23 protein-coding genes and 1 pseudogene are annotated in these 23,841 nt (G+C 44.4%); 10 read left to right on the forward strand and 14 right to left on the reverse strand.

All coding sequences use genetic code 11. The annotated features are described in order from the left end of the window. The first annotated feature begins 14 nt into the window (after positions 1 to 14). From DWX33_RS02600 to DWX33_RS02625, 6 genes are all read left to right on the forward strand, one after another. On the forward strand, positions 15 to 353 hold the full coding sequence (locus tag DWX33_RS02600; RefSeq protein ID WP_005861203.1) for a CidA/LrgA family protein: 339 nt from the start codon (positions 15 to 17) through the stop codon (positions 351 to 353). A gap of 3 nt (positions 354 to 356) precedes the next feature. Continuing rightward, a complete protein-coding gene (locus DWX33_RS02605) occupies positions 357 to 1,061 on the forward strand; it encodes an LrgB family protein (protein WP_005861201.1) in 705 nt (234 codons plus the stop codon). Positions 1,062 to 1,161: 100 nt separating this feature from the next. After that, positions 1,162 to 1,728: an elongation factor P gene (gene efp, locus DWX33_RS02610; protein ID WP_122379785.1), complete on the forward strand. Its 567-nt coding sequence runs from the start codon at positions 1,162 to 1,164 to the stop codon at positions 1,726 to 1,728. Between the two features lie 85 nt (positions 1,729 to 1,813). Continuing rightward, a complete protein-coding gene (gene radC / locus DWX33_RS02615; RefSeq protein WP_122379786.1) occupies positions 1,814 to 2,521 on the forward strand; it encodes a DNA repair protein RadC in 708 nt (235 codons plus the stop codon). Between the two features lie 71 nt (positions 2,522 to 2,592). After that, on the forward strand, positions 2,593 to 2,910 hold the full coding sequence (locus DWX33_RS02620; RefSeq protein ID WP_005861198.1) for a metal-sulfur cluster assembly factor: 318 nt from the start codon (positions 2,593 to 2,595) through the stop codon (positions 2,908 to 2,910). Then, on the forward strand, positions 2,907 to 3,686 hold the full coding sequence (locus tag DWX33_RS02625) for a UDP-2,3-diacylglucosamine diphosphatase (RefSeq protein WP_122379787.1): 780 nt from the start codon (positions 2,907 to 2,909) through the stop codon (positions 3,684 to 3,686). The genes DWX33_RS02620 and DWX33_RS02625 overlap by 4 nt, the downstream gene beginning before the upstream one ends. A 93-nt stretch (positions 3,687 to 3,779) precedes the next feature. Here DWX33_RS02625 and DWX33_RS02630 read toward each other — a convergent pair whose 3' ends face one another. Then, positions 3,780 to 4,598, reverse strand: coding sequence for a PstS family phosphate ABC transporter substrate-binding protein (locus DWX33_RS02630; protein WP_122368937.1), 819 nt, complete (start codon positions 4,596 to 4,598; stop codon positions 3,780 to 3,782). A gap of 85 nt (positions 4,599 to 4,683) precedes the next feature. After that, complete coding sequence (locus tag DWX33_RS02635) at positions 4,684 to 5,970, reverse strand: hypothetical protein (protein WP_122379788.1); 1,287 nt, start codon at positions 5,968 to 5,970, stop codon at positions 4,684 to 4,686. Between the two features lie 257 nt (positions 5,971 to 6,227). Here DWX33_RS02635 and DWX33_RS02640 point away from each other — a divergent pair, with 257 nt between their 5' ends. Then, a complete protein-coding gene (locus DWX33_RS02640; protein ID WP_005861189.1) occupies positions 6,228 to 7,298 on the forward strand; it encodes a nitronate monooxygenase family protein in 1,071 nt (356 codons plus the stop codon). A 221-nt stretch (positions 7,299 to 7,519) separates the two neighbouring features. Here the strand turns inward: DWX33_RS02640 and DWX33_RS02645 are convergent, their stop codons facing one another. The 9 genes from DWX33_RS02645 to DWX33_RS02685 all read right to left on the reverse strand — a co-directional run bounded on the left by DWX33_RS02645 (position 7,520) and on the right by DWX33_RS02685 (position 20,338). After that, positions 7,520 to 11,269, reverse strand: coding sequence for a DUF6383 domain-containing protein (locus tag DWX33_RS02645; RefSeq protein ID WP_122379789.1), 3,750 nt, complete (start codon positions 11,267 to 11,269; stop codon positions 7,520 to 7,522). A 551-nt stretch (positions 11,270 to 11,820) separates the two neighbouring features. Beyond that, positions 11,821 to 12,435, reverse strand: coding sequence for a response regulator transcription factor (locus DWX33_RS02650; protein ID WP_122379790.1), 615 nt, complete (start codon positions 12,433 to 12,435; stop codon positions 11,821 to 11,823). 10 nt (positions 12,436 to 12,445) lie between these two features. Then, a complete protein-coding gene (locus DWX33_RS02655) occupies positions 12,446 to 13,135 on the reverse strand; it encodes a hemerythrin domain-containing protein (RefSeq protein ID WP_199713244.1) in 690 nt (229 codons plus the stop codon). 82 nt (positions 13,136 to 13,217) lie between these two features. Next, the gene (locus DWX33_RS02660) at positions 13,218 to 14,372 is read right to left on the reverse strand and encodes a Rid family hydrolase (RefSeq protein ID WP_122379792.1); all 1,155 of its coding nucleotides are present in this window, start codon (positions 14,370 to 14,372) and stop codon (positions 13,218 to 13,220) included. A gap of 11 nt (positions 14,373 to 14,383) precedes the next feature. Continuing rightward, the gene (locus DWX33_RS02665; protein WP_122379793.1) at positions 14,384 to 15,091 is read right to left on the reverse strand and encodes a hypothetical protein; all 708 of its coding nucleotides are present in this window, start codon (positions 15,089 to 15,091) and stop codon (positions 14,384 to 14,386) included. A gap of 9 nt (positions 15,092 to 15,100) precedes the next feature. After that, positions 15,101 to 16,336 (reverse strand): porin, encoded by a 1,236-nt coding sequence (locus tag DWX33_RS02670; protein WP_121737033.1) that lies wholly within the window; start codon positions 16,334 to 16,336, stop codon positions 15,101 to 15,103. A gap of 22 nt (positions 16,337 to 16,358) precedes the next feature. Further along, positions 16,359 to 17,765, reverse strand: coding sequence for a di-heme oxidoredictase family protein (locus tag DWX33_RS02675; RefSeq protein ID WP_122379794.1), 1,407 nt, complete (start codon positions 17,763 to 17,765; stop codon positions 16,359 to 16,361). Between the two features lie 17 nt (positions 17,766 to 17,782). Then, positions 17,783 to 18,994 carry an imelysin family protein gene (locus tag DWX33_RS02680; protein ID WP_008780678.1) on the reverse strand — a complete coding sequence of 404 codons (1,212 nt, stop codon included), beginning with the start codon at positions 18,992 to 18,994 and terminating at the stop codon, positions 17,783 to 17,785. 30 nt (positions 18,995 to 19,024) lie between these two features. Next, the gene (locus DWX33_RS02685) at positions 19,025 to 20,338 is read right to left on the reverse strand and encodes a porin (protein WP_005861166.1); all 1,314 of its coding nucleotides are present in this window, start codon (positions 20,336 to 20,338) and stop codon (positions 19,025 to 19,027) included. 329 nt (positions 20,339 to 20,667) lie between these two features. Here DWX33_RS02685 and DWX33_RS02690 point away from each other — a divergent pair, with 329 nt between their 5' ends. Together DWX33_RS02690 and DWX33_RS02695 are read left to right on the forward strand one after the other, a co-directional pair. After that, complete coding sequence (locus DWX33_RS02690) at positions 20,668 to 20,928, forward strand: type II toxin-antitoxin system HicA family toxin (protein WP_122379795.1); 261 nt, start codon at positions 20,668 to 20,670, stop codon at positions 20,926 to 20,928. Between the two features lie 11 nt (positions 20,929 to 20,939). Beyond that, positions 20,940 to 21,281: a type II toxin-antitoxin system HicB family antitoxin gene (locus tag DWX33_RS02695; RefSeq protein ID WP_122379796.1), complete on the forward strand. Its 342-nt coding sequence runs from the start codon at positions 20,940 to 20,942 to the stop codon at positions 21,279 to 21,281. Between the two features lie 331 nt (positions 21,282 to 21,612). Here the strand turns inward: DWX33_RS02695 and DWX33_RS02700 are convergent, their stop codons facing one another. The 3 genes and pseudogenes from DWX33_RS02700 to DWX33_RS22695 form a co-directional block, all read right to left on the reverse strand. After that, positions 21,613 to 22,266 carry a transcriptional regulator gene (locus DWX33_RS02700; RefSeq protein ID WP_087343578.1) on the reverse strand — a complete coding sequence of 218 codons (654 nt, stop codon included), beginning with the start codon at positions 22,264 to 22,266 and terminating at the stop codon, positions 21,613 to 21,615. A 15-nt stretch (positions 22,267 to 22,281) separates the two neighbouring features. Then, positions 22,282 to 22,551, reverse strand: coding sequence for a hypothetical protein (locus DWX33_RS02705; protein ID WP_005861164.1), 270 nt, complete (start codon positions 22,549 to 22,551; stop codon positions 22,282 to 22,284). Between the two features lie 741 nt (positions 22,552 to 23,292). Next, positions 23,293 to 23,421 (reverse strand): annotated as a pseudogene (locus DWX33_RS22695) (KilA-N domain-containing protein); the annotation flags it as partial. 143 nt (positions 23,422 to 23,564) lie between these two features. Here DWX33_RS22695 and DWX33_RS02720 point away from each other — a divergent pair. Continuing rightward, positions 23,565 to 23,792: a helix-turn-helix transcriptional regulator gene (locus tag DWX33_RS02720; protein ID WP_121962008.1), complete on the forward strand. Its 228-nt coding sequence runs from the start codon at positions 23,565 to 23,567 to the stop codon at positions 23,790 to 23,792. Positions 23,793 to 23,841 lie beyond the last annotated feature (49 nt).

Here is a 23,841-nt window from a genome sequence, read left to right on the forward strand (position 1 = left end):
AAGGTAGAAAAACTATGCTAACAGAAGCATTTTACATTCTCTTCTTCTATTTCACGGGAGAGTTTATCAGCTACTTTATCGACGGTTTCATACCGGGTAGCGTAATTGGGATGGTGCTATTGTTTTTAGCCCTCGCGTTCAAGAAAGTAAAACCTGAAAAGGTGAAACGTCTTTCCACGGTTCTTACCCAAAACATGGGATTATTCTTCGTTCCTGCCGGTGTAGGGCTTATGAATTCCTTCGGGATCATCTCCGAGTATTGGGCAGTCCTGCTGATCGCTTCCGTAGTAAGTACAATTTTAGTCATCGCCAGCGTAGCGTTGGTGCAACAAAAACTGGAAAAGGGAAAATAGACCATGGATAATCTGGCGCATTCCGAGATTTTCGCTCTTACCTTGGTAATTGGTACCTACCTGACTTCCTTGGCTCTTTACAAGAAAGTCCATATCAGTCTTTTGCATCCTTTGCTTACGACCATCTTCGTGATTATCGTGGTACTGGAAGTCCTAGGCATTCAATATGAGTCGTTCCAGCAAAGCAGTCATTTGATCCATTTTATGCTGGGGCCTTCCGTAGTGGCCCTTGGCTATGTGTTATATGAGCAAATCCAATATCTAAAGGGAAATGTCGTTTCGATCTTGACTTCCGTATTTGTCGGGGCCATTGTCGGAATCGTAAGCGTAATCATCATCGGTAAATTGATGGGAGCCGACCAAGCGTTGATCGCCACGCTCCAGCCGAAATCCGTCACCACCCCGATCGCTATGGGGATAGCGGAGAAAGCGGGCGGCATACCTTCACTTACCGCCGTCATCGTCGTAGCGGTAGGAATCTTTGGCAGTATAGTGGGCCCTATCGTGATGAGGGTACTGGGAATAGATAGCCATATCGCTAAAGGACTGGCGTTAGGGGCTTCCTCCCATGGAGTAGGAACAGCAGCGGCCATTCAAATCGGGGCCATCGAAGGAGCATTAAGCGGACTGGCGATTGGCTTGATGGGTATCATGACAGCGGTCTTGGTTCCGGTTATTCGGTTGATTTGCAACTATTTTTCCATATAAATACGCAAAACTTTTTGCTACTTTAGCAGGAATGTACTACTTTTGCACCCGAAAATCGTTAAGGATTACTCTATAACATATATAAATAAAGAAAATAAATATGATCAATTCACAAGACATTAAGAAAGGAACTTGTATCCGTTTGGACGGAAAACTCTATTTCTGCGTCGATTTCCTTCACGTAAAACCGGGTAAAGGTAATACCATCATGCGTACCACATTGAAAGATGTTGTAAAAGGCGGTCAGATCGAGCGTCGTTTCAACATCGGCGAGAAGTTGGAAGATGTACGTGTAGAGCGTCGCCCGTATCAGTTCACTTATACGGAAGGCGAGCATTATCATTTCATGAACCAAGAGACATTCGATGACGTGATCATCGACAAAAACTTGATCAACGGCGTTGATTTCATGAAAGAGGGAGAAATTGTAGACGTTGTTTCTGATGCATCTACCGATACGGTTCTTTTCGCCGACATGCCTACAAAAGTTCAATTAAAAGTTATTTATACAGAACCGGGTATTAAAGGTGACACAGCTACTAACACCTTGAAACCAGCAACCGTAGAGACTGGCGCGGAAGTTCGCGTTCCGTTGTTCATCAACGAGGGCGAGATTATCGAGATCAATACGACTGATGGTTCTTACGTAGGCCGTATCCGCGAGTAATCCGGGTCTTGTCAAAATATACGGTTCCCGCTTGATAAGCAGGCGGGAACTATTTTTTTAACCAAATCATAAACCTTTCCCGACTATGAAAGAAAAGACAGGAAAACTTTCCATCAAGGAATGGGCCGAAGAAGACAGGCCCCGTGAGAAAATGCTTCAAAAAGGCGCTTCCATATTAAGCGATGCCGAATTGATCGCCATACTGATCGGATCCGGCAACAATGAGGAGACGGCCGTACAACTCTCTCAACGGATACTTCACTCCGTAAACAACAATCTGAATACATTGGGTAAACGTTCCATCAAAGAATTAACTTCCGGCTTTAAAGGTATCGGAGAGGCGAAGGCGGTCACGATCTGCGCCGCTATGGAACTAGGGAAACGGCGGGAAACCTCAGAGGCGTCTCCTCAAGATGCTATCCGAAGCAGCAAAGACTCCTATCTCCTATTCCGTACCCAACTATGCGATTTACCTTATGAGGAACTCTGGATCGCTCTAACCAATCCATTAAATAAGGTGATACAAAAGGTAAAAATCAGTCAGGGCGGAGTAAACCAGACTTCCGTGGATATCCGTTTGGTATTAAAAGCGGCGATCAACGCCTTGGCCTCCGGTATAATCCTATGCCATAATCATCCATCCGGTAGCCTCCGCCCCAGTACGCACGACGATGCCTTGACCGAGCGTATCCAAAAGGCGGCGAAGCTGATGGATATTAGGATACTGGACCATATCATCCTGTCCGATAGCGGTTATTATAGCTATGCGGATGAAGGAAGGCTGGTCCGGTGAAACAAATTCTCTTTTCCCCCGGTTTAGTATATAGAAGTATTAATGTATATTCGCGTATAAAACAAAAGAAGATGAACAACGAATTTCTCCAAACAGAAGAAGCGATCGTCGCTATGCTGAAGACGGTATACGACCCGGAAATACCCGTAAACGTATACGATCTTGGGCTTATATATAAGGTAGATATCGATGAGGAAAAAAATGTACGCATCGATATGACCCTCACCGCCCCGAACTGTCCGGCGGCCGATTTCATATTGGAAGATGTCCGTATGAAGGTAGAAGCGGTCGATGGGGTGAACAATGTAGAGGTAAACCTCGTCTTCGAGCCGGAATGGGACAAGGACATGATGACGGAGGAGGCTAAACTGGAATTAGGTTTTCTATGAAAATATATTTCGCCTCAGACGCACATCTGGGAGCCCGTTTCCACAAGGACCCTTTAGCCATCGAGAAGAAACTGGTACGTTGGCTGGATAACATCAAGGAAGACGCTTCCGCCATTTGGTTTCTGGGAGATCTATTCGACTATTGGTACGAATACAAATACGTCGTGCCGAAAGGCCATGTACGTTTTCTGGGGAAATTGGCCGAGTTAGCGGACAGAGGCATAGAAATACATATCTTTATCGGTAACCATGACATCTGGATGTTCGACTACTTGCCGAAAGAGATAGGCGCCATCATCCATCGGGATACCTTGACAGTCGATTTATTGGGGAAACGTTTCTTCCTCGGGCATGGCGATGAGGTAGATTTCCGGAGTAAGGCATTCCGTCTGATCAGGGCTATTTTCCGGAATAAGTTCTGCCAATGGTTATATGCGGGAATACATCCCCGCTGGACGTTCGGGTTCGCTTTAGGTTGGTCGCTCAACAGCCGGAAGAGCGGACTGGAAAAGCAAGAGGCTAAAAAGTATCAAGGGGAAGACGCAGAATATATGGTTGTTTTCGCCAAGGAATATCTAAAGACGCATCCCGATATAAACTTCTTCATTTTCGGCCATCGCCACATCATGTTGGACTTGATGTTAAGCCGTACCTCCCGTATTCTCATAGCCGGGGATTGGATGCAATTCTTCTCTTATATCGTATGGGATGGCGAGAATCTGTATATGGATCAGTTTCTGGAAGAGACGGACGGACAATCTTATCCCAACACATAAGACAGCGTTGTCTTAACACCTTAGACAGTACTGTCGAAGCACCTTAGACAGCGTTGTATGATGTGCTCATACAACGCTGTCCGGATTCTCCGCTTACTTTACCGGGATATAACCAACCTTCTTCACCGTCGCTTGTCCTTCGGCAGACATCACATAATCGATGAACGGTCGCACCTTTGAGGCATTCTTCGTCTCATAGTAGTAGAACAATGGACGGACAACCGGATAGGTCTTATTCCTCGCGTTCTCCAACGAAGGCTCCACGTAGGATTTTCCGGCATCATACGATACATGGATCGGCTTCACTTCTTTATTCAAATAAGCAAGACCTACATAGCCAATGGCTCCTTTCGTCTGGCTTACGCTTTGGATAATGGCACCTGTAGCCGGCATGCTCAAGATACCGTTCATATAGTTCTTATTTTTCAACACGCTCTCCTTGAAGAACTCGTAGGTTCCGGAAGAAGTCTCGCGGGAATAGGCCACGATCTTCATATCCGCACCACCCACTTCTTTCCAATTCTTGATCTTGCCGGTAAAAATGCCTTCCAATTGCTCCCGGGTCAGATTGGATACCTTGTTGGAAGGATGCACGACAACAGCCAGAGCGTCGTAGGCGATCACCTCCTCTTTCGTTTTCTTTCCGGCTTCTTGCAACTTCATGCGCTCGTCGAATTTCATCTTACGGGAAGCCATCGCTATATCCGTAGTGCCTTCCATCAAAGCGGAGATACCCACGCCGGAGCCACCACCCGTCACCGTGATCTTAGCGGCTTTGTCCTTATTCATGAAATTCTCGGCTTCAGTCTGGGTAAGAGGCAAACAAGTATCGCTACCCTTTATCTTCTGGGCAAACACATTCGTAGCAAACAAACACGCTGCCATGGCAGCTAATAAAATCGTCTTCTTCATTACTTTGTATTTATCTTTTATTTACGATACAAAATAAATACTTCGGTATTTCAATGGGATGAAACAGATATTACAATCCTATGAATTAAAACTTATATTGAAGACGGACTGTCAATACATTATCCTTCCGGTCGTTCTCGTAGCCCTTCACGAGGTTACTTTTCTCATTAAAGTTAAACTCGTAGTAAGCTTGTAGACGGATATGTTTATTGAAATTATAGATACCGCCGATACCTATCGTGCTTTGAGCCAAGTCGGTTTTTGAGGTGAAGCTATTTTCCGCCCCTACCTCATTTCCACTCACCTTCGTATTCGGATCGTAAACGTCATATTTCAATACGGCGGAGAAAGGAGAGGCGCCTATATCCTGTACCAAATAAAAGAAGTAACCAAGGAAAGGGCGCTTAAACAAAGAATTTTCCGGCAAATTCTCCGGTCGGGTACTGTAGTTCGGGCTTTTACTGCTCCCGGCGATACCGGGTTGGGTACCGATCAAACCTTCCGCACGGAGAGTGGTCTTTCCTAAAGATGAAAGCAAACTAAACTGTCCATCCAAACCTAAATACTGGCGCTTCATATAAGTACCCGTCTCTCCCATATCCCTCTTAACGAAATGATTGCCACGCATCTCATACGCCTCGGTAGTCGGGTTGTAGACAAAACCATGGTAATAGGAGAAACCGGCTCCCCATTTTCCCCAGTCGCCTATCGCCTTCTCGGCACCCAGACGCCCGATGAAATCTTTCCGGCTATCCGTCTCCCGGTTGATACTGTTTCCGGCAAACAGACCGGCATCCAATCGCAAGAAACTCAATGGGCTGGTAGTCTTGGTACGTAAGGTAAGCATCGCCCCCAAGTCACGCTCATCCGGGAAGAAATACTGGATAATAGTCGCTCTCTCCGGAGATTCGAGAGAACTCGTGGAATAACAGACCTCATAACCGAAAGGACGGTTGAACACACCAGCCATCAACTGGCTACGCTTCGTCCAAGGGTCCTTGATAACGATATACAGATCGCGGAAACTCACTCCCTTATCATTCACCTCGATCTGGACAGCACCTGTTCCGATCCCATCATTGTACTCGAACTTCATACGGCCCCGGCGGATACCGATCCGGTTAAACCCTTTATCCAAGTTCTCGTTCTTATCGCCCACCTTCAAGGTAGCGTCCTTCTGTCCATATTGGTATTGTCCTTGGATATAAGCGGAAACCTTGAATTTGCTTAGCTTCCGGACTACCTTATCCAAGGTAGTCACTTCCGTAGCCAAGGAATCGATACGTTTTTCCACCGACTGATCCACCTCCTGCGCTCCCATACTGAATGGAAACAGCACTAACATGAGCGCTATAACTTTTCCTAATTTCATTCCTAACTATAAAAACAATATTTGCGTCGCAAAATTACAACGCTCCTGTTTCACACCCGTTTCACATACATTACAATCCTGTTACAGACGTCTTGCCTAATTATTGAGGGACGAATTTACATAAAATAATCGGTTCGTTCCATACATTGCACACAACTAGAATATTTGCGCGATAATTCCGGTCCATTTCGCGCATCTATTGGGATATTGTGCTACCTTTGCCTCGCATTTAGTAAAACACTATATTTATTTTTTTAATGAAGACATTAACAATCGGAGACCTAAAGGCTCGTATTCCAATCATCCAAGGTGGAATGGGCGTAGGCATCTCTCTTTCCGGCTTAGCCTCGGCCGTCGCAAATGAAGGTGGGATCGGCGTTATCTCCGCAGCCGGTCTCGGACTTTTATATAAGAAATTGTCACCCAGCAATTATACGGAAGCTGGGAATCTCGGGTTAGCGGAAGAGATCCGCAAGGCCCGGGAAAAAGCGAAAGGTATCATCGGCGTAAACGTAATGGTAGCTCTTTCCGACTTCGCTGAACTGGTAAAGACCAGTATAGCGGAAAAGGTAGACATCATTTTCAGCGGTGCCGGACTGCCTTTGGACTTGCCTTCTTTCCTCAAGAAAGATAGCGTCACCAAGCTGGTTCCCATCGTTTCCAGCGCACGTGCCGTACGTATCATCTGCGAGAAATGGAAGAATAACTATGATTATCTTCCGGACGCGGTGGTACTAGAAGGCCCGAAAGCGGGTGGACATCTGGGATATAAGGAAAACCAGTTGGAAGACCAGCATTTCTCATTGGAAGAATTATTACCTCAAGTCGTAGAGGAAGTATCTCATTTCGAGCAGAAATACGACAAAAAGATCCCGGTAATCGCGGCAGGAGGCATTTATACGGGTGAAGATATCAAACGCATGATAGACCTTGGAGCATCAGGCGTTCAGTTAGGAACCCGGTTCGTTACCACCACGGAATGCGATGCCTCGGAAGCCTTCAAACAGACCTATATACAGGCAGAGGAGAAGGATATAGAGATCATCAAAAGCCCCGTCGGCATGCCCGGACGAGCCATCCATTGCAGTTTCCTTGAGAAAGTAAAGGCGGGAATCAAGCAACCGAAAGCTTGTCCCTTCAACTGTATCAAGACGTGCGATATATCACGCAGCCCTTACTGTATCGTCACCGCCTTGTACAACGCCTTCAAAGGGAATTTCGAGAATGGATACGCTTTCGCCGGCAGTAACGCTTGGCGAGCGAATAAGATCACTTCGGTACGGGAAACCATTACCGAGTTGATGAATGAATGGAAAGCGAAATTATAAACAATAACAAGACAAACAACCGAATAAAGCCCCGACTGGACAAACCAGCCGGGGCTTATTCTTTTACCGCCCTCGCTCCTCACGGAGGGAGCGGCGGATGAACTTTAATTTATTACTTTAGTATTAATATTAATCCATTCCCGCCTGTTCTTCCATCGCGGATTACTTGGCACCTTGCCGCACGGGAATGATTCTTGATTTATCTTATCTCTTTATACTTCTTATTTTACGATAGCCTTTACAGCTTCCTCACCATCGATAGCTACCGCTACGATACCGGCAGGTACAGCGATTGTAGCGTTGTCGGAAGTAAGAACGGTCTCAGCGACTACCTTACCTAAGATGTTCGTGATAACTACAGACTTACCTGCGGCGCCCTGAACAGTTACAGTACCGTTACCGGCTACTACAGATACACCTTCTACAGCTACTTCGTCGTTAGAAGTTACCATATCCTTCTCAGCTGCCTGATAAGCGTTGAAGATCAATGCACCATCAGAACCAGTCTTAGCATCATCAAACTTAGAATCACCACGAGTCAATACCAAGCAACCGTTCTGCATCTTCAACCAAGCCGCATATCTAGGAGCGATAGAGCCTTCAACCGCATGGTCGAAACCATGAGTAGCCTTACCTTCCTTAGAAACATCATTACTTATATATTGAGATTCAGCAGCCGTCTCATTGTAAATGTTAGACTCGAACATGAACTCATTGTTCACACCCTCTACACCGTCAGCGTATGCCTGCATAGCCTTCATAGGATCTACATAGCGGAATGACCAAGTCGCATTCTTGTGATTGTCACCCTTCAAGTTCACGATCAAGTTCTTACCAGCTTTCTTATAAGCGGCGATGATCTTCTCTACGCTCAACTTGGCAGGATCATCCTTAGCAACCTTAACAAACTCCTCATCCAAGATATACAAGCTGTCGCCATAGTGGATTGCCTCCACGAATCCTACGCGAGTGTAACCACCCTTAATATCCATATACGGTTTATCCAGGCTATTAACGATAGCGGAGTCACCAAAGCTGATTAAGTACTTGCCATAATGGAAGCCCGGACGACCCTTCGTAGCATGCTGGCAATGCCATTTATCCGTAGAGTGAGCGTTACCCTTCTCATCGATATAGAAGTGAGTACCATCAGCCTCGCTACAAGGAATCGTCTCGATAGCCTCTTGGTCGTGACGATCTACAGAGATCAAGTATTGCGGTTTCACGAAACCAGCGCCACGGCGTACCCATGCGGTATCAACGATGAACGCATATTTACCCTTGGAAGCAGGATTCATGGCAGCAGCCTCATTCTCGCTCCAAATACCGGCGTAGTCTACGTTAGAGTCTTGCAACTTCGTGTTCCACTCATCCATCAAGTACTCACCACGGATCTTCTCACGGAAGAACAACGTATCTGTAGCATCCATATTCTCACCGGCGTTCTCACCTAACAAAGCGTTGTTGAAACGACGATACAACGGTGTCTGATCCGGCTCTACCGTGAAGGCAGAAGTACGAGTCTCCTCTAAGTTCTGAACTTTCAATACAGCACTCATACCGTCATCAGCAGTACCTACCTTATAAGTCGTGTGTGCCAAGCTACGGATGATAGGACGTACATATTTTGTACCAGTCGGTACGGCTCCAGCAGAAATAGTACCATTAGCAGCAACCTTCAAACCATTCTTATAATAATACTCATCATTATCCCACTTTGGAGAAGTCTCTACGATCGCATAGAAATGCTTTCCTTCCCAGTGGTTGTTCTCCTTGAAGAAGAAGGTATCCACCATATACGGCTCGATGCTTTTATGCTCATTATAAGTGTCATAGTTAGTAACACCCATACCGTATTTTTCGTTGTAAGACTCAACCATTGACTTCTTGCCATCTACGCTCTTGATCACGTAGTTTGTTCTTTCCAAACGAACGAAGTTCAAACGTTTCATGACCTTAGCCTCTTGGCTATCATTATTCTTATCCCAACCGTAACCATATTTAGAAGTAACACCACTCTCCAATTTGTAACGATCAGCTGTCTTCTTCACATAGTTCACAGAATCCTTATCAGAACCATTGGCGATCCAATAATCCGGAGTGAACGGGTTCAAATAGTTGAATACATATTTGTTCACCTTCAAAGAATCCTCCGTTAAGAAACGGTAACCCAACTTCGAATCCTTCTTGTTCTCAAGTGGAACAGGCACGAATATATCCTCTGCCTTACCATTGAAGTTGATTACGAAATCAGTAATATCGTTATTATTAATCTTCACGTCACTTGCCACGATCTTACCATTCTCCTCAGAGAATTGTACGTTAGCCGTACACAAGTCCGGATACTCACGGTTGCGGATAACAACAGGAGAAGTCTTGATAGCCTCAGCCTTCGTCGTATTATCCGTGTTACGAACCTTAGTTACAATCCATTGATAAGCAGGCATGTGGTTCGGATCTTGAGCATCCAAAGTTACCCAATGAACCTTGTTGTCACCATTATCATCGTTCAAGTGGATCGGAGCAGCCAATACTTGACCCTTCTCGTTGTAGATCACATAAATATTCTCCTCGATAGAAGTCAAGTTCGGAGCCACGCAACTTTTCGTATTGAAGCTGATCTTCGTGTTAATAGACTGGAAACCAACAGTAACAACACGATCCGCCTTTGTAAAGTTATTCAACTTGATAAACAACATATCTGCCTCATGCTCATCAACAGCAGTACTTTCAGCCCACTCCTTCATTGGTATTGGGCAATTCAACACATGATACTTATACTGTCGATTCGGATCAGTAGACTGTGGATAATCATTACGGAATCTGGCCTCCTGGGTATTCGTTTCAGAATTCCAATAATTTCCTTTCTTTTCTGCCGTATCATCACGATGCAAGGCAGAAGCTACTTGGATAAAGATCTCATCGGAAGTCGGCTTGTAAGTGAACAAGAATTTGTGTTGCTCAGGAATTCGTGAGATAGTAGCAACGTTATTATTCACCAAATTGCCATTTTTATCTTTCGCTGTCAAATCCGTCCAGCCTAACTTCAAGAACTCGATGCCTACACCATTCGATAAGGTATCCACCTTCAAGAAGGTACCCTTCTCCATCGTCTCAACATCCGTGTTTTTCTTTGAAGCCTTAGAAGCTATATACAAGAAATTATGTGTAGTAGCGTCACCTACCGCAGGCAAAGCATAAAGTTGAGTATTAGAGAACGGATTCTCTCCATAAGAATCATCCGGTTCAAATTTCAACATATAGTTATTCTCCTTCAAGAACGCATTCAACTCATTTGCGCTCAATACGTAAGAACCGGCATCGTACAATTTGAAGGAAATAGCGTCAGCAGCCGTATTCGTTCTACGTTCCGCCTCTGCCTGATTCGCATAGACCTTCTCTGTGTCAATATTACCGCTAGTAGCGAAATCTGCGGCTTTCTTGATTCGCAACACCTCATCCGTACTGATATAGGTGTACATGGATAAACCTTTCTTACCAGCACCTCTATCAGACAAGCCTGCACCTTTCGCCCAAGTAGAGGAGAATGCCCAACCGGCAAAACTTTGACCCACCTCGGCTGTTCCCTCTTTATCAAATGCCAAAGGAAGCCCCGTCTCTTTGTTTATGAAATCATAAATAGGCTCTTTACCCGCATTTTCTTGTGTCAATTGCAAACACCACAAGGATGCTTTCAAGTTAGGAATCTGATCTGGGCTGACCGCACGATAAACGTACTTACCACCTACCTTGTCCACGATCAAAACCAAATCATCAGTCAAATCGTTAATCGTTCCATTATCATAACGAATTTGGAACACCTCTGACGGGGTCGCACTTTTCAGATACTCTGTAGGACTAGCATCCCCTCCATTCGGGCTATTCTCAATGTCAAAGGCCGACTGTGCCTGCACAGAAAATGCCGATAACATTAAGCTAGCGCACAAAAGTGTAGAAAACTTTTTGTTCATAAATCGAAAATTTAATATTAATAATAGTGTTAATTAAGTACTTATCCACTTCACGGATCGTCCACTATCATTTCAAAAACGACTAGTTTAAACGATCGTTTAGACTAGTCGTTTTCAAGGAGGGAAAACAAGGGTTCGTAAAAGAAAAAGGCAAGTTCGTAAGGCTTAGGCTATCCTATTGATAAGAAAGCGGATAAAGGGATAAAAAAGATTGTGGAAGCCTTGCGCGATAAAAAGAAACGCGTACCTTTGCAAATGCAAGATTTAGATGATCGTTTAAATCTTGCGTTTTTTATATATAATATAATGTACGTGCGTACATTAAATAGGGCGACAGGATTTCCCGCTCATATCTCCCAACAACTTATAAAGCAAGGAAAAAACAACTCCCTAAGTAAAGCGTCATCTACTTAGTAAGCAGTAGGGGTGTCTACTTACTAAGTAAAGGGGGTGTCTGCTTACTAAGCTGATGCCGGCCTGCTTACTAAGCTGTTTTCAATTCGCTCCCTAAGGAATCGCGAGCCCCCTGACCGGAAGCCGCAAGCGCGGGATCACTCCCGCTTGATGTCGCCCAGCTCGACCAGCTTATTGACAATCGCATAGATCGTAAGACCGCTGGCACTATGAATTTGAAGTTTCCGAGCGATATTACGGCGGTGGGTGATGACCGTATGCGTAGAAAGAAACAAACGATCCGCTATCTCCCGGTTTGTCATACCCTTCACGACGCAGACTACGATCTCTTTTTCCCTCGAGCTTAACGAGCGCTGCTCGTCATCCCCTTCCGGCTCGTCATCCGGAAGTACCTCGGCGTTCAACCGCTCCAGCTTGCCCTTGATCTCATCGGGGCTGTCGTATATGTTGATTTGCCCATCATACGAACGCAATAACATACTGTCTGAGACAGAATATAATAAAGCGATACATTTCATCTCGGCACAGCCGCTTTCCTCCTTCAAATGCCGCAACGTGAAATAGCCGGGCAAAGCCGGGTTCACGATCAACACATCCGGTTTGTGCATACGAAGCGAGTCGAAAAGAGATTCCACCGAATGAATCTCCACCATCTGGATACGGAAACCCGGTAACCGTTTCAACAGGTTCTCCAGTCCGCTCCTTATGATAACAGAAGGTTCGGCTATCGCGATCTTTAGATTTGTACTCATCGATTCATGCTTATAATTGCTTTTCCAAAGCCAATATGGCCGGTACAAACAAATAATCCTCCACACGGGTATGTGAAGCCAAGTCTTCCTCCGTGGCAAAAATATCGAACAAGACACTATTCAGTATATTCGTACCCGCTCCCGGATAGTATTTGATCAGGATATTTTTCAACTCCGTGATCTTCATCTCGATCTGATCATGACGCTTGCGGAAGATCGTAATATTGTATTTCGGATCTCTCTTTCCTTCCAACAAATTACGGACATAAGGGAAAACAGCACGTTCCTCATAAGACATATGTTTATTTACCTCCTCCGCATACTCATCGAAAAACTTCGTGATCACAAAAGCGACATCCTCCGGGCACCCGGATATAGCGTCTACCAATTTACGACGGATATGTGGCAAGCGGAAGTTCAAGAAGTAATCATGGGCATTATGCAAATAGCGGATCAAGTTCTCGATCGACAGGCATTTGCTGATATTCTCGACAGGCGTATTCACTTCCTCGACCAAGAAATTCACGACCGTCAGGAAAGTACAAGCATCCACCCCATTCTGCCGGCAAACCTCCCCGATATTCTTCTCTCCGAACCCGAGCGCTATACCAAAGCGGCTCATGACTAAAACCATCGGATAGTTCTCGCAGATCAGATCACTCATTTTATCGGTTTCCCGGTACATTCCATTTTTATACATAGGCTTCTTTCTAACTTGTCTTGGTGTTTGAATAGCCAAATATACTCCTTTTTCTTCCATATCTCGTACATTTATTATTATTTCACAAAGGCTTAAAGGACGACTCCATCGGCACGACCGCTATACACTCAGTCTCTATCAACCATCCGGGACGGCAAACGGGGGCCAAGACTATCAAATGTGGCAAATCCGGGTAATGCGCCTCAAAATACTTCTTAACCACCGCATAATCAGCCACATCTCTCAAATAGGTGATCGCCTGCGTAATATCACGAGTAGTAGCGTCCGCCTCTTTCAGCAACACGCTGATATTTTCCATCATCCGCTCGGTTTGTTTTACGATATCGCCCGGATAGACAATCTCTCCCCGGTTATCGATACTCGCCGTACCCGAGATGAAGACCTGTTTACGATCCCCATACGTAACAGCCGTACCCCGCTCGAAGGTTACTCCATATTCATAAGTAGGATTCAAGTGCGTGGGAGCGTAAAGGAACTGAACCTGTCCCGACTCCAACCCATCCACCGCATAACTGTCCATCTGTACCAACACCGAGGGATCGGCATGACGTCCCTCGATACCCGTACTAGCGATATAATGCGTCTTCTCCGTAAGATTCTGCGTGATAAAAACTTCTTTCCGGGCTTTCACCACACCGGCGTAATTCACGTCTACGTTTTGCACAAAGAACCAAGTACGGACACAATGAGAGGCCAACGTACAACGCTGCCCCATCAATTGCATCACATAGTCATTCAATAAAAGCCGGGTCTGGTATTCCGAATTGGCCGCCTTATTGAAGGCACCTCCCCCCCAGAGGTGCCTATAACCGTTATGCGATGCTTCCAGTAAACCGGAATCGTGCGTTTGTACCGACATGCCCGTTTGCAAATAAGTCCACATAGCGATCTTTGTTCCATTCAAAGGCGGTTGCTGCACGATAGAGAGCGGACAAAAGGCGCTCTCGCACTCCCACTCCATCACGTTATCCGTCTGATTAGCCGCATCACTTAAAAAATAACGGCGGAAAACGGCGGTAGCGTCATTCGATAGCTCTTCTTTCACGACAGTCACATAAACCCGCAAAAGGTTTTGCAATTGCTCCACGAAAGACAAACAAGGATCTGTAATCGATACCATCACCTGATATTCCGTTGTTCCACCTTTGCCCGTGAATGAAGAGATCTGAACCTCTACCGCTTTATCCGTATCTATTTTTCTCGTATAATTCATCATTTTCTTTCTTATCAATTATCCAATGCCCCTCCTAAGATCCAACCTTGGATCAAAGCAAGGACCTCCTGTTTCCCAGAACTATTGAACATATCCTTATGTACCGGATCATCCTCCAATATATCCAGCAAGAAACTATCGTTTATATCACCCGGGGTCACGTAGTTCTTACCCTCTTCCGAAAGGGGCGCCTTGACATTCACTAAGGATTTATAGGCTACATCGTCCCTAAGATCCAGCTGACCGGCCAATCCCGATCCCCCGCCATGACAAGACAGGCAATTCAAGTCGAACACCTGCGCTTGTACACGTTTGAAGCTCGCTAAATCCAATTCGCCCACAGACAAATCAAGCGGTTCGTCCGAATCATCCACCGGAGACGTATAATAGGAGTAAACCAACCGCAATCCCCTACTAATCACAGCGACCTCTATACTCCTCGTATCCGGAGTGACATTATTCAATCGGAGTTTTAGTCTTTTGCCGTCTTCCGCCGGCTTACTGATACGCTGGGTTTGCAAAGGTTTCGACTTATCCTCGCCAAAAGCGCATAACGAGAGCATATTCTCCTTCGGCCAAGCTTTCAGGCCAGTGAAAGAAAGTGACACGGTAGCGGTTCGCCCGGAATCAACCGTCTCATCCGGATAAATCTTACCCTCATCACAACCCAGCCCGAATAACAGGAATAAGGCATACATTATATATAGACTATATAGTTTCATACCCAAAGATTAGAACGTGAACTGCAACATAGCCGTAGCGGAGTGACGAGCCAATCCAATAGCGTCCTCATCCCGGTCATTCTGCGTAGCATGACCGCTACGACCTAAATATTGATACATAACCTGTAGTTTCAAATTATTATTAAAGAAATAATAATTCAAACCAGCGGCGGGCATATTTAACAAACCACCCTCATCCGTAGCGTTTCGATCATAGAAATCATATCGCAAAGCACCCTGTAATTTCGGAGTGATGAAATAGCCCAATTGAGCGTAAGCTCCCCAGAAATTCTTATCCGGCTTTTGCATGATCTTGGTAAAATGCATATTCATATAATAACCTTCGGCTGCTACATACCAGCGGTTCTTGATCCATGCGAACTCAACGCCCACACGGGTGTCGCTACTGGTCAAGAACTCAGCCTCCGCATTATAAGAGGCAGATACGGCGATAGACATCTTATCGTCGTTCAGATTCTCCGGCGAGCCTTGAGACGTTGGCATCTCCCCCTTCGGCATAAAGGCCAGACGACCCGCATATAACAGCGAAGGCAACCATTTATGATCATCGCAGTTTGTCTTAGTCGCCAAATTCACGTCGATACCCGTACCATTAAAAATACCGACTTGATAATTCCATTTATCATTGATCAAACCATGTACCTGTACACCCAAGTCGAATCCCGTGGACATATTCGGTATAACATAATTCACGTCGTAAGGAAGCAATACGGATTGGGAAGCGGAATAAGGCAGTACCGGAAACAACGTCTCCCCCAAAGTACTTAAATAGCCATGCATAAACGGTGTCTTGAACTTACCGACACGGATACGAAACGATTCCTTGATCGCTACGTCGAACCAAGCCTGTTGCAATAAGGCCCCTCCACTCTTAGCGGCATTCAGCGATAAATTGAAAGTAACCCGTCCAAAAGCCTTACCCGTAAAACCGAGAATAGCGTTAGGGATCGCGAAACCAGAGTTCGCTACGCTCTTGGCATAATGGCTTTCCAGCCCTTGGTCGTCATACCGGTTGTAGCAAGCGCTTGCCTGTACCAACGCATAGGGCTTAAACAAAAAGTCACCAGCCTTGGTAGAAAAGGAAAAGCCCTTCTTTCCCGCTAGTGAAACCACATCGTTCTCTACATATTTATCATCCATCTCTTTCTTTGTATCTTGAGCTTTCACGGAGAAAACACCCGCTGATAGAAGCACCACAAGCAACGTCCTATATATTTTTTTCATTTCGATTCTATGCGTTATTTATTCATAAACTTTGTAGGAATTTAATCAAAGCGGCCCGCTCGTCTTTTGTCATGCGAGAGAATAGGGTACGCGACGCAGCCCCTTCCCCACCATGCCACATAATAGCCTCCGTCAGGTTCCGGGCACGGCCATCATGTAAATAATAGGTATGGCCGTTTACGACCTCTTGTAATCCCAATCCCCATAACGGGGTAGTCCTCCATTCATTACCGTTGGCCAAGCCACTGGGATAATCATCCCCTAGCTCAACCCCCATATCATGCAATAAAAAGTCCGAATAAGGATGGATCACCTGATTACCTAATTGAGGCAATTCCGTATTATTCAAAAGGACAGATCCGCGAGGGCGTGTCTTCAAGGAAGTCACATGGCATAAATGACATTTCGCTTGATAGAAAAGTTGCTCTCCTTGAAGAACCGTAGGATCATCCACATTCCGACGGGCGGGTACCCCCAAGGTCTGGAGGTATAAATCCACATCTTCCATATCTTCCGTAGAGACCTGCGCCCCGGTCATGGCAAAACCCATCATATTACTCTGTCCTTCTCCTACCTCATGCGGGAAACGATCGTTCGTTACACCGAGGTCGGAAGAGAATCCCAATTCCACCGTTAAGTCGGCATGATTCGCCTTATTACCAGAGATACCGATCTGCTTCTTTCCCTTTTCCATCACATAGTTTATACGTCCACTAATACCATATTCCGGATAATTGCTTTTAGCAGCGATCTGCTTTAGCATATCCAAGTCGAGCGCCATCATCTGCCCCATTCCGACATGCCGTAAGGGTTGACGTACGGAAATCCGTAAATCCGACATCGGGATACTATCAGCATACCATTCCTTTATCTCATAATGAGGGGTGACCAACTCATATTCCTCCCCATCGGGGAACGTATATTTTTGGGAAGTAGTAGTAATCTTAACCCTTCCCTCCGGTTTCGTTCCGTATATCGCTTGATCATGTAGTACCCGGCCGTAATCTTGAAAATAGCCGCCACTTTTACGTGATATATAAATAAGCATGGATGAGAAGCCGGGGCCGGAACCTCCATCGGCTATAGCCGGACGGGTCCGCCCGGTACTTTTATGACAGGAACCGCAAGAATATCCGGCATAAAGCGGCCCTAGTCCTCCACCATCCACATTCTCAACACCGCGAGCATCGTCGTACAATCCATCACCACGATTAAATCGCGTCTCTAATTCGCCCGTAACCCAGTTTGCCTGCGTATCGTACGCATCCGGGGCATTGGAGAAAATGGTTGAGATACCCGCGGACAATTCCTTCTCGGAAGCTACCTGCCCATTGGGTTTCTTAACCTGCCAATTTTCCAAGTCCTCGGATTCGCAACTACACAGCAGACTACCGGATAAAGCGAATAATAGAAGTAATCTTCGTTTCATCGTATCGGCTTGTCCGATTAGTTCGTGAACTTAGACTTAACAACGCCCAAACCTGTCGTTAAATCAGCGCAAGCTTCTGTAGCTGTATTGATATGCTCCGTATCCCCTAGATTGTTACGGAAAGGATAGCCGATCGCATTGATAGCGTCGATTGTCTTATCAATTTGAACTACCATCAAACTATCCAACGTAGGATTAATCATTTTAGTCAACGCATGCAAGCTACTCTCGGAAGCGGATTCCTCATCCAAATCACGACCGCCGAAATAAGCGTTCTTGATACTTACGATATTGTTCTTATAGTCGTCCAAGGAATTCCAGCTATACCAAGACTCTACAGCCAAGACACCGGGGTTATTCGGGTCAGTAGCGTCTTTATTACTTCCATTCCATGCGGTCACCGGGTCAGTTATCTTAGCGGAACCTACTTCATTGGAGATTCCAGCCATACCATTATTTCCATTCAGCATAAGCTCAATCGCCTGATACACATTACCAATGGAATAGGCAGAACCGTCATGTTTCTTCATAGCCTCCGCATAAGAAGAAGGAACATCCGAAGTTCCTAAGCCTTTCAACCAACCATTGTATAAGTCTTGAGTATCAGATAACATACGTTCGGACACTAACTTCAAATACTCCAATTCATTCTTTGCGAACGGGCTTGTTTCCAGATCACGAGGCTCGCCGTCTAAGAATAACATCTTTTCCGCCGTATGGAATCCACGTAAATTTTGAGGACCATCTTCCGCGTCTTCGTCTACAGCTCCTGAAATCTTGCTGAATTCTCCTGTAGCTATAATCTCCTCTATACCGTTCTTATCCAAAGGCCAGCTATCCAAGCTCGGGTCGAGCTGTGCCAAATCCGCCACACCGAACAAGAATGCCTCACTTTGTTCCCAAGGTACACGAACCGCACGCCAAGCGTCGCAGGCATCCGCTAAATCATTCTTAGAACCAGACGCGATGAACTTGTCTACCGCATTTTTATAGGCGGTCATCTTTGTCAACATGTCCTTATAGGTAGGCAAAGCTACCTCATCAACGAAAGTAGCGACAACCGCACTCATCTGATCTTCTGTTGGTTTTGCACCCGAATCCGCAGGAAGATTCTTAAAGTCATAAGTTACAACATCGGGGTCCTTGCCCGGATCATCGTTGTCTCCACAAGAAGTGAAGCTCAAAGCCACACCCATCAACATCATGGGTAATAAAAGTACTTTTTTCATATTCTTACATATATATTTGTTAATAGTCTATTATCTTGATAAGAACCAGCCGATATAAGCGATACCGACAGAAACCATATTCTGGCTATTATAATCACCCTTACCTACAATACGGTGCGCATAATCCGCCTTTACGACCAGATTAGGCAATGCGTAATAGTTAAGGCCAGCCGTAATCACGCTCTTTTGAAGACGTCTATCCGCCAGTTTATTACTGCCTTTCTCCACGGATTGCATCGGATTATAATATTCGTAGCGAACGAAAGGATAAATTCTAGGGGCTTTCCGACTAAAGAAGGAACCTACATTATAGCCAACCTCAGCCGCATAACTGACAGCGGTCTCCGCCACGGTTGAATTAGGATATCCGGAAGCTGAAGATGAGTTATTGTTTACCTTTGTCAAAGCGTTGCTGTTGCCCAGATGGCCGTAAACGATATTACCTCTGGCGATCAAATTATTGTTCGGACTTTTATATTGAGCGTCCGCCGTCACGATGGTAAGCGGATATTTCTCACCTTGGTTACGCAGCGGTTTGCTACTATTCTTAGAGGGTTGGTTATAATAAAAAGAAGCGCCCACACGTAAGCCTTTAAATTTCTTCACTCCATTATAGTTGACACGAGCCACAAAGGCAGGATGCGTAAATTGAGTTTCCTCGAAAGCGCCTTGCGTACCTTTGCCAACCCAGTTCTCCATACGGAAACCTTGTGGGTCCAGACCGGAAACGACTTGTAACTCGTAATCGAAATTTCCTAAATCACCAAATAGAGCCACACCCGTCTCATGCCAAGTAGAAGGTAATATGGTAGTCTCTCCTTCCGGACGATATACACCAAAAAAGTTCAAGGGTTCATGATGTGCGTTGGTCAAGCCTACCGGTACGATCATATGTCCAAAACGGAAGTTTAAATGCTTGTTCATCAGATAAGAGATATGGAACTGCTCCAAGGCAACCTCGCCACCTTTCTCGATCTCGGTCTCATATTCTCCATTCTCCTCGTACCACTCCACTTCCCGTGCGGCGCCTGTTCCTCCATACTCAAACTCAATCTCGGAACTCAGTACCCATTTGGGAGAGAACTTATAATCAAAAGCTAAAATAAAACGAGGGATAGAGACAGTAGCCCGATTCATATGTGATGTACCTTGAGGTGTCACCCAATTCCAGTCATAATCCATATAACTGGCAGCCATCTCACCATATCCTCCAAAACGGAATTTAGAAAAACCGTCGGCATACATCTCCGATGCCTTTACGGTAGAGCTCATATTACTCTCTTGAGCATGTAGAGCGGTAAAGGAAAGTAATCCAATCGCTAATAAATTTGTTAACGTTCTCATTGCGTTTTATAATTTTTGGCAAAATTACAGGGGCTGAGAATTTGCTACAATCGCCCGAAGTAGGTAAAATGAGACCCTAATTACCTACTCATAGGTATCCCGGAAGAATATTTTCAAGACGTCATACCGAATAGGCCCCATTATTGACCCGCAAGACAACTTGATAGTTAATTTTGGAAAATACGGTTTTGTATTATTTCAGAGGTAAGCGTTAGTTATTACAAGCGAGAAGATCATTAAATGATTAACACTGTAGTGTCGGGAAGTTTTCCTCCATATTCTTTTGTTTTGCAACTAATATTAGTTACATTTGCAGAAAGAACAAGGATATGGGTTCTAAAGGAAAGTTGATCGAGCGTTTTTGTAAACTACCTAAAGATTTCACCTACGAGGAAACTTTAAAATTGCTTTCTTCTTATGGCTATAACGAGCATAATAAAGGTGCAACGTCAGGTTCTCGCGTGAGATTTAAAAATGAACAGACGGGACAATATATTGATATTCATAAACCGCATCCGGGTAGTATTATGAAGGAGTGGATGATGAAAGCGATATATCAGCATTTAAAAAGTAATGGTTTAATTAAATGAAATGATTCAATATGGACTATTTGGAATACAAAGGTTATAAAGGTTCTGTTGAGTACAGTAAGGCTGATAACTGTCTTTGCGGAAAGGTACTTGGAATGAGTAAAGATTTAATTCTTTATGAAGGTAATACTATCGATGAACTTCGTGCGGATTTTGAAGCCGGAGTAGAAAGCTATCTTGCCGGCTGTTTGGCTGATGGCGTGGAACCTCGTAAACCTTATAGCGGCACGTTAAATATCCGTATTTCACCAGAGATACATAGCCGAATCGCAGCATTGGCGCAAGAGGCGGGAACTACGATTAACGGGTATATAAAACAGGCTTTGGAGAATCAGTTGAAGATTGCCCATTAAAAATAAAGGCATAGATAGATTTAGGCGTGATTCCACTTGGTTTCACGCCTTTTTTACGCCATTTCACCGGCCATGAAGAAAAATATAACAATTAATAGGTATGAACTCTCCTTTTTTACATACATATAGGTATTGCGCACCCTTATAGGCCGACGTATCTTTGCAATGTCAAAAAGAATGTAACACTATTAGTATATCGCAAACCAAAGCCTTCTGCTAATTTTATGTAAGCATATAAGATGATTAACACCGTAGTGTCGGGAAGTTTTTATTGGTTATTTCCGGCATCACATAAAAAGGGCCTCCCTGTGAAGAGAGGCTCTTTTTGTGTTCAGCTATCCGGCTCATTGATGATGTATTGATAGAGATCCGAGTCTCCGGCCTTATTCATGATCTTATGCTTTTCCAGCTGAAATTTTAACTGGTCTAAACCGAGAGGGCCGAATCCCGGGATCTTCAACAAAGAATCGAGCCCTTTCTTCCTAGCGTAGCGCAATAGGTCCTCCATAGTTTCCAGCTCCAATTTTTGGAGGCATTTACGGATGTAGGGAGACAGGGTTAGGCTTGTGACCGGTAGGGAGATCCGTTTGGCTACATCCAGTATTTTTGCCCCAGAGGTTATTTCCGTGAATATATACCGATCTTGCTTATCATCTATAAATGTGGATAGTTCGGCGATGATTTGTTTAAGTAGGGGAGAGATGTTCTTTAAGGATCGTAGGCAGAAAAGGTAATCGTCGTACTGGGCGATAATCTCGTCGGCTTCCTCCTCCTTGTCTTGAATGACCAGTTGCAAGTATAGTTTTTGAATCCCTAGATGTTCGATATGGGCAATGAAATCACGTAGGTTCTCAGGATCTACCATACGTGTACCGGTTCTCGTATGGAAAGAGGTTATCTTTCGGGATTTTACCCAATCTTCAATCTCCTCGTACGGGAAACCGGTAATACGGGCGGCTTCTTCTATGGATATGAGTTCTGGCATAAGCATAAGATTGTATTACGAATAAAGTTGTTTTTGTTTAGTTAAAATGCGGAATTTGGAACCGACCAATAACGGTAAGTAGATCAGGTATTCTTTTCGCATCTCAATTAAGAAATAAGAGCCATCATGGGACACTCCCGTAATGTCACTATATCTCCGCACGATACCATGTATCTGGAATTCCCTCTCATTACAATAAAACCCTAACTCTGGAAAATACTTGCTGAAACAAGCGGAGTAGTAAATAAAGAGATTCTGGATCTCATCAATATTACAAGCGTCCATAAGCCATTCACTTTACATGATTAATTATTAGATTTACAAGATCCGGACATGTTTTAGAAAAGATGTCCTTCGTAAAGACGAGCGCTATATGGCTTTTGTTAAGTAGTGGTCCTTTCATTAAGATATAAGGAAAGGGCGCAGACTGAACATTTACATGATTGAAGGTTCGGCAAAGACCCAACTCCCAGTAAAGTCAGCCACACGCCCCCTTTATCTATATACAATAACATACCTCTACTACCTACGGCAGCATAGATAACACGTATAGTCGGTAAAGGGTTGCGGGGCCTTCTTTGTCCATTGGGAATTGTAAGAAAATTTTGCCGATTTTCAATCAATGGAACAAATATCACTCGCAACACGAGGCTCTTAACTTAAAAGCCTTTTCTTGTCGCAAATATACGTATTAATAATATTTCAACCTAAGATAATCCATATGTTTTTTAGTTTATCATTGTTTGATACCTATTATTTGCTTTGACTTATCCAGTCATGCAAATGTATAATATTTTATTTGATTTCCAACCCCCAATGCCTCACTTTCAAAGTAAGCTAGCTTCGTTGGCAAAGTAAGTTAACTTACTTCGGTATTTTAATTAACTTACTTTGCCAACGAAGTTAACTTACTTTTTTCGCCCAATTTTGTCTCCAGTTGTAGAGACGCAGCGTGCTGCGTCTCATCCCCTCAAAATGGTAACCATATAATCGTAAACCTTGTTTTGAACCATAATTCATCATCCTTCATTTCAGCAACTTTCGGTTCTTATTGCCACCGCTTTCCAATATGCTCATTTGGTGAATGGCTATTTGGTTGAGTTTGACAAGCCGCTCACCCTGCGGCATACCCTGTTCAATGAAAATAGCATTCAAAAAGACGGCAGTCCCGCACTTATTCTAAAGTGGTCAAATTCTACCACTTTGAAATTTAGATTGTGGATAACTGTATATAAGAACTAACTTATCTGTTTCTCACTAAAGATTGTGCCATTATCGGGAATAATCAATATCTTTGCATGAAATATCAAGTTAAATCAGTTAGAATGAAGCATATCAATAGATTAAAAGTCGTTTTAGTAGAGAAGCAAAAGACAGGAAAATGGCTTGCCGAACAATTGGGAAAAGATCCTGCTACAGTATCAAGATGGTGCTCCAATTCTATCCAACCATCCGTTGAAACTTTCGCTAAAATAGCTGATTTACTGAATGTTGATATAAAAGAATTGTTTAATAGTAGCAAGTAGGACACATTATGCAAAGTAAAGATATAGAATAAATAACAACCAAGGAATG

It is taken from the genome of Parabacteroides sp. AF19-14 (genome assembly GCF_003635485.1).
Lineage (GTDB): Bacteria > Bacteroidota > Bacteroidia > Bacteroidales > Tannerellaceae > Parabacteroides > Parabacteroides distasonis.

What these genes read in the sequence shown, in the direction of transcription:
- DWX33_RS02600 (WP_005861203.1), top strand. Translation starts at nt 15, where the DNA reads ATGCTAACAGAAGCATTTTACATTCTCTTCTTCTATTTCACGGGAGAG.
- DWX33_RS02605 (WP_005861201.1), top strand. Translation starts at nt 357, where the DNA reads ATGGATAATCTGGCGCATTCCGAGATTTTCGCTCTTACCTTGGTAATT.
- efp (WP_122379785.1), top strand. Translation starts at nt 1,162, where the DNA reads ATGATCAATTCACAAGACATTAAGAAAGGAACTTGTATCCGTTTGGAC.
- radC (WP_122379786.1), top strand. Translation starts at nt 1,814, where the DNA reads ATGAAAGAAAAGACAGGAAAACTTTCCATCAAGGAATGGGCCGAAGAA.
- DWX33_RS02620 (WP_005861198.1), top strand. Translation starts at nt 2,593, where the DNA reads ATGAACAACGAATTTCTCCAAACAGAAGAAGCGATCGTCGCTATGCTG.
- DWX33_RS02625 (WP_122379787.1), top strand. Translation starts at nt 2,907, where the DNA reads ATGAAAATATATTTCGCCTCAGACGCACATCTGGGAGCCCGTTTCCAC.
- DWX33_RS02630 (WP_122368937.1), bottom strand. Translation starts at nt 4,598, where the DNA reads ATGAAGAAGACGATTTTATTAGCTGCCATGGCAGCGTGTTTGTTTGCT.
- DWX33_RS02635 (WP_122379788.1), bottom strand. Translation starts at nt 5,970, where the DNA reads ATGAAATTAGGAAAAGTTATAGCGCTCATGTTAGTGCTGTTTCCATTC.
- DWX33_RS02640 (WP_005861189.1), top strand. Translation starts at nt 6,228, where the DNA reads ATGAAGACATTAACAATCGGAGACCTAAAGGCTCGTATTCCAATCATC.
- DWX33_RS02645 (WP_122379789.1), bottom strand. Translation starts at nt 11,269, where the DNA reads ATGAACAAAAAGTTTTCTACACTTTTGTGCGCTAGCTTAATGTTATCG.
- DWX33_RS02650 (WP_122379790.1), bottom strand. Translation starts at nt 12,435, where the DNA reads ATGAGTACAAATCTAAAGATCGCGATAGCCGAACCTTCTGTTATCATA.
- DWX33_RS02655 (WP_199713244.1), bottom strand. Translation starts at nt 13,135, where the DNA reads ATGTATAAAAATGGAATGTACCGGGAAACCGATAAAATGAGTGATCTG.
- DWX33_RS02660 (WP_122379792.1), bottom strand. Translation starts at nt 14,372, where the DNA reads ATGATGAATTATACGAGAAAAATAGATACGGATAAAGCGGTAGAGGTT.
- DWX33_RS02665 (WP_122379793.1), bottom strand. Translation starts at nt 15,091, where the DNA reads ATGAAACTATATAGTCTATATATAATGTATGCCTTATTCCTGTTATTC.
- DWX33_RS02670 (WP_121737033.1), bottom strand. Translation starts at nt 16,336, where the DNA reads ATGAAAAAAATATATAGGACGTTGCTTGTGGTGCTTCTATCAGCGGGT.
- DWX33_RS02675 (WP_122379794.1), bottom strand. Translation starts at nt 17,765, where the DNA reads ATGAAACGAAGATTACTTCTATTATTCGCTTTATCCGGTAGTCTGCTG.
- DWX33_RS02680 (WP_008780678.1), bottom strand. Translation starts at nt 18,994, where the DNA reads ATGAAAAAAGTACTTTTATTACCCATGATGTTGATGGGTGTGGCTTTG.
- DWX33_RS02685 (WP_005861166.1), bottom strand. Translation starts at nt 20,338, where the DNA reads ATGAGAACGTTAACAAATTTATTAGCGATTGGATTACTTTCCTTTACC.
- DWX33_RS02690 (WP_122379795.1), top strand. Translation starts at nt 20,668, where the DNA reads ATGGGTTCTAAAGGAAAGTTGATCGAGCGTTTTTGTAAACTACCTAAA.
- DWX33_RS02695 (WP_122379796.1), top strand. Translation starts at nt 20,940, where the DNA reads ATGGACTATTTGGAATACAAAGGTTATAAAGGTTCTGTTGAGTACAGT.
- DWX33_RS02700 (WP_087343578.1), bottom strand. Translation starts at nt 22,266, where the DNA reads ATGCCAGAACTCATATCCATAGAAGAAGCCGCCCGTATTACCGGTTTC.
- DWX33_RS02705 (WP_005861164.1), bottom strand. Translation starts at nt 22,551, where the DNA reads ATGGACGCTTGTAATATTGATGAGATCCAGAATCTCTTTATTTACTAC.
- DWX33_RS02720 (WP_121962008.1), top strand. Translation starts at nt 23,565, where the DNA reads ATGAAATATCAAGTTAAATCAGTTAGAATGAAGCATATCAATAGATTA.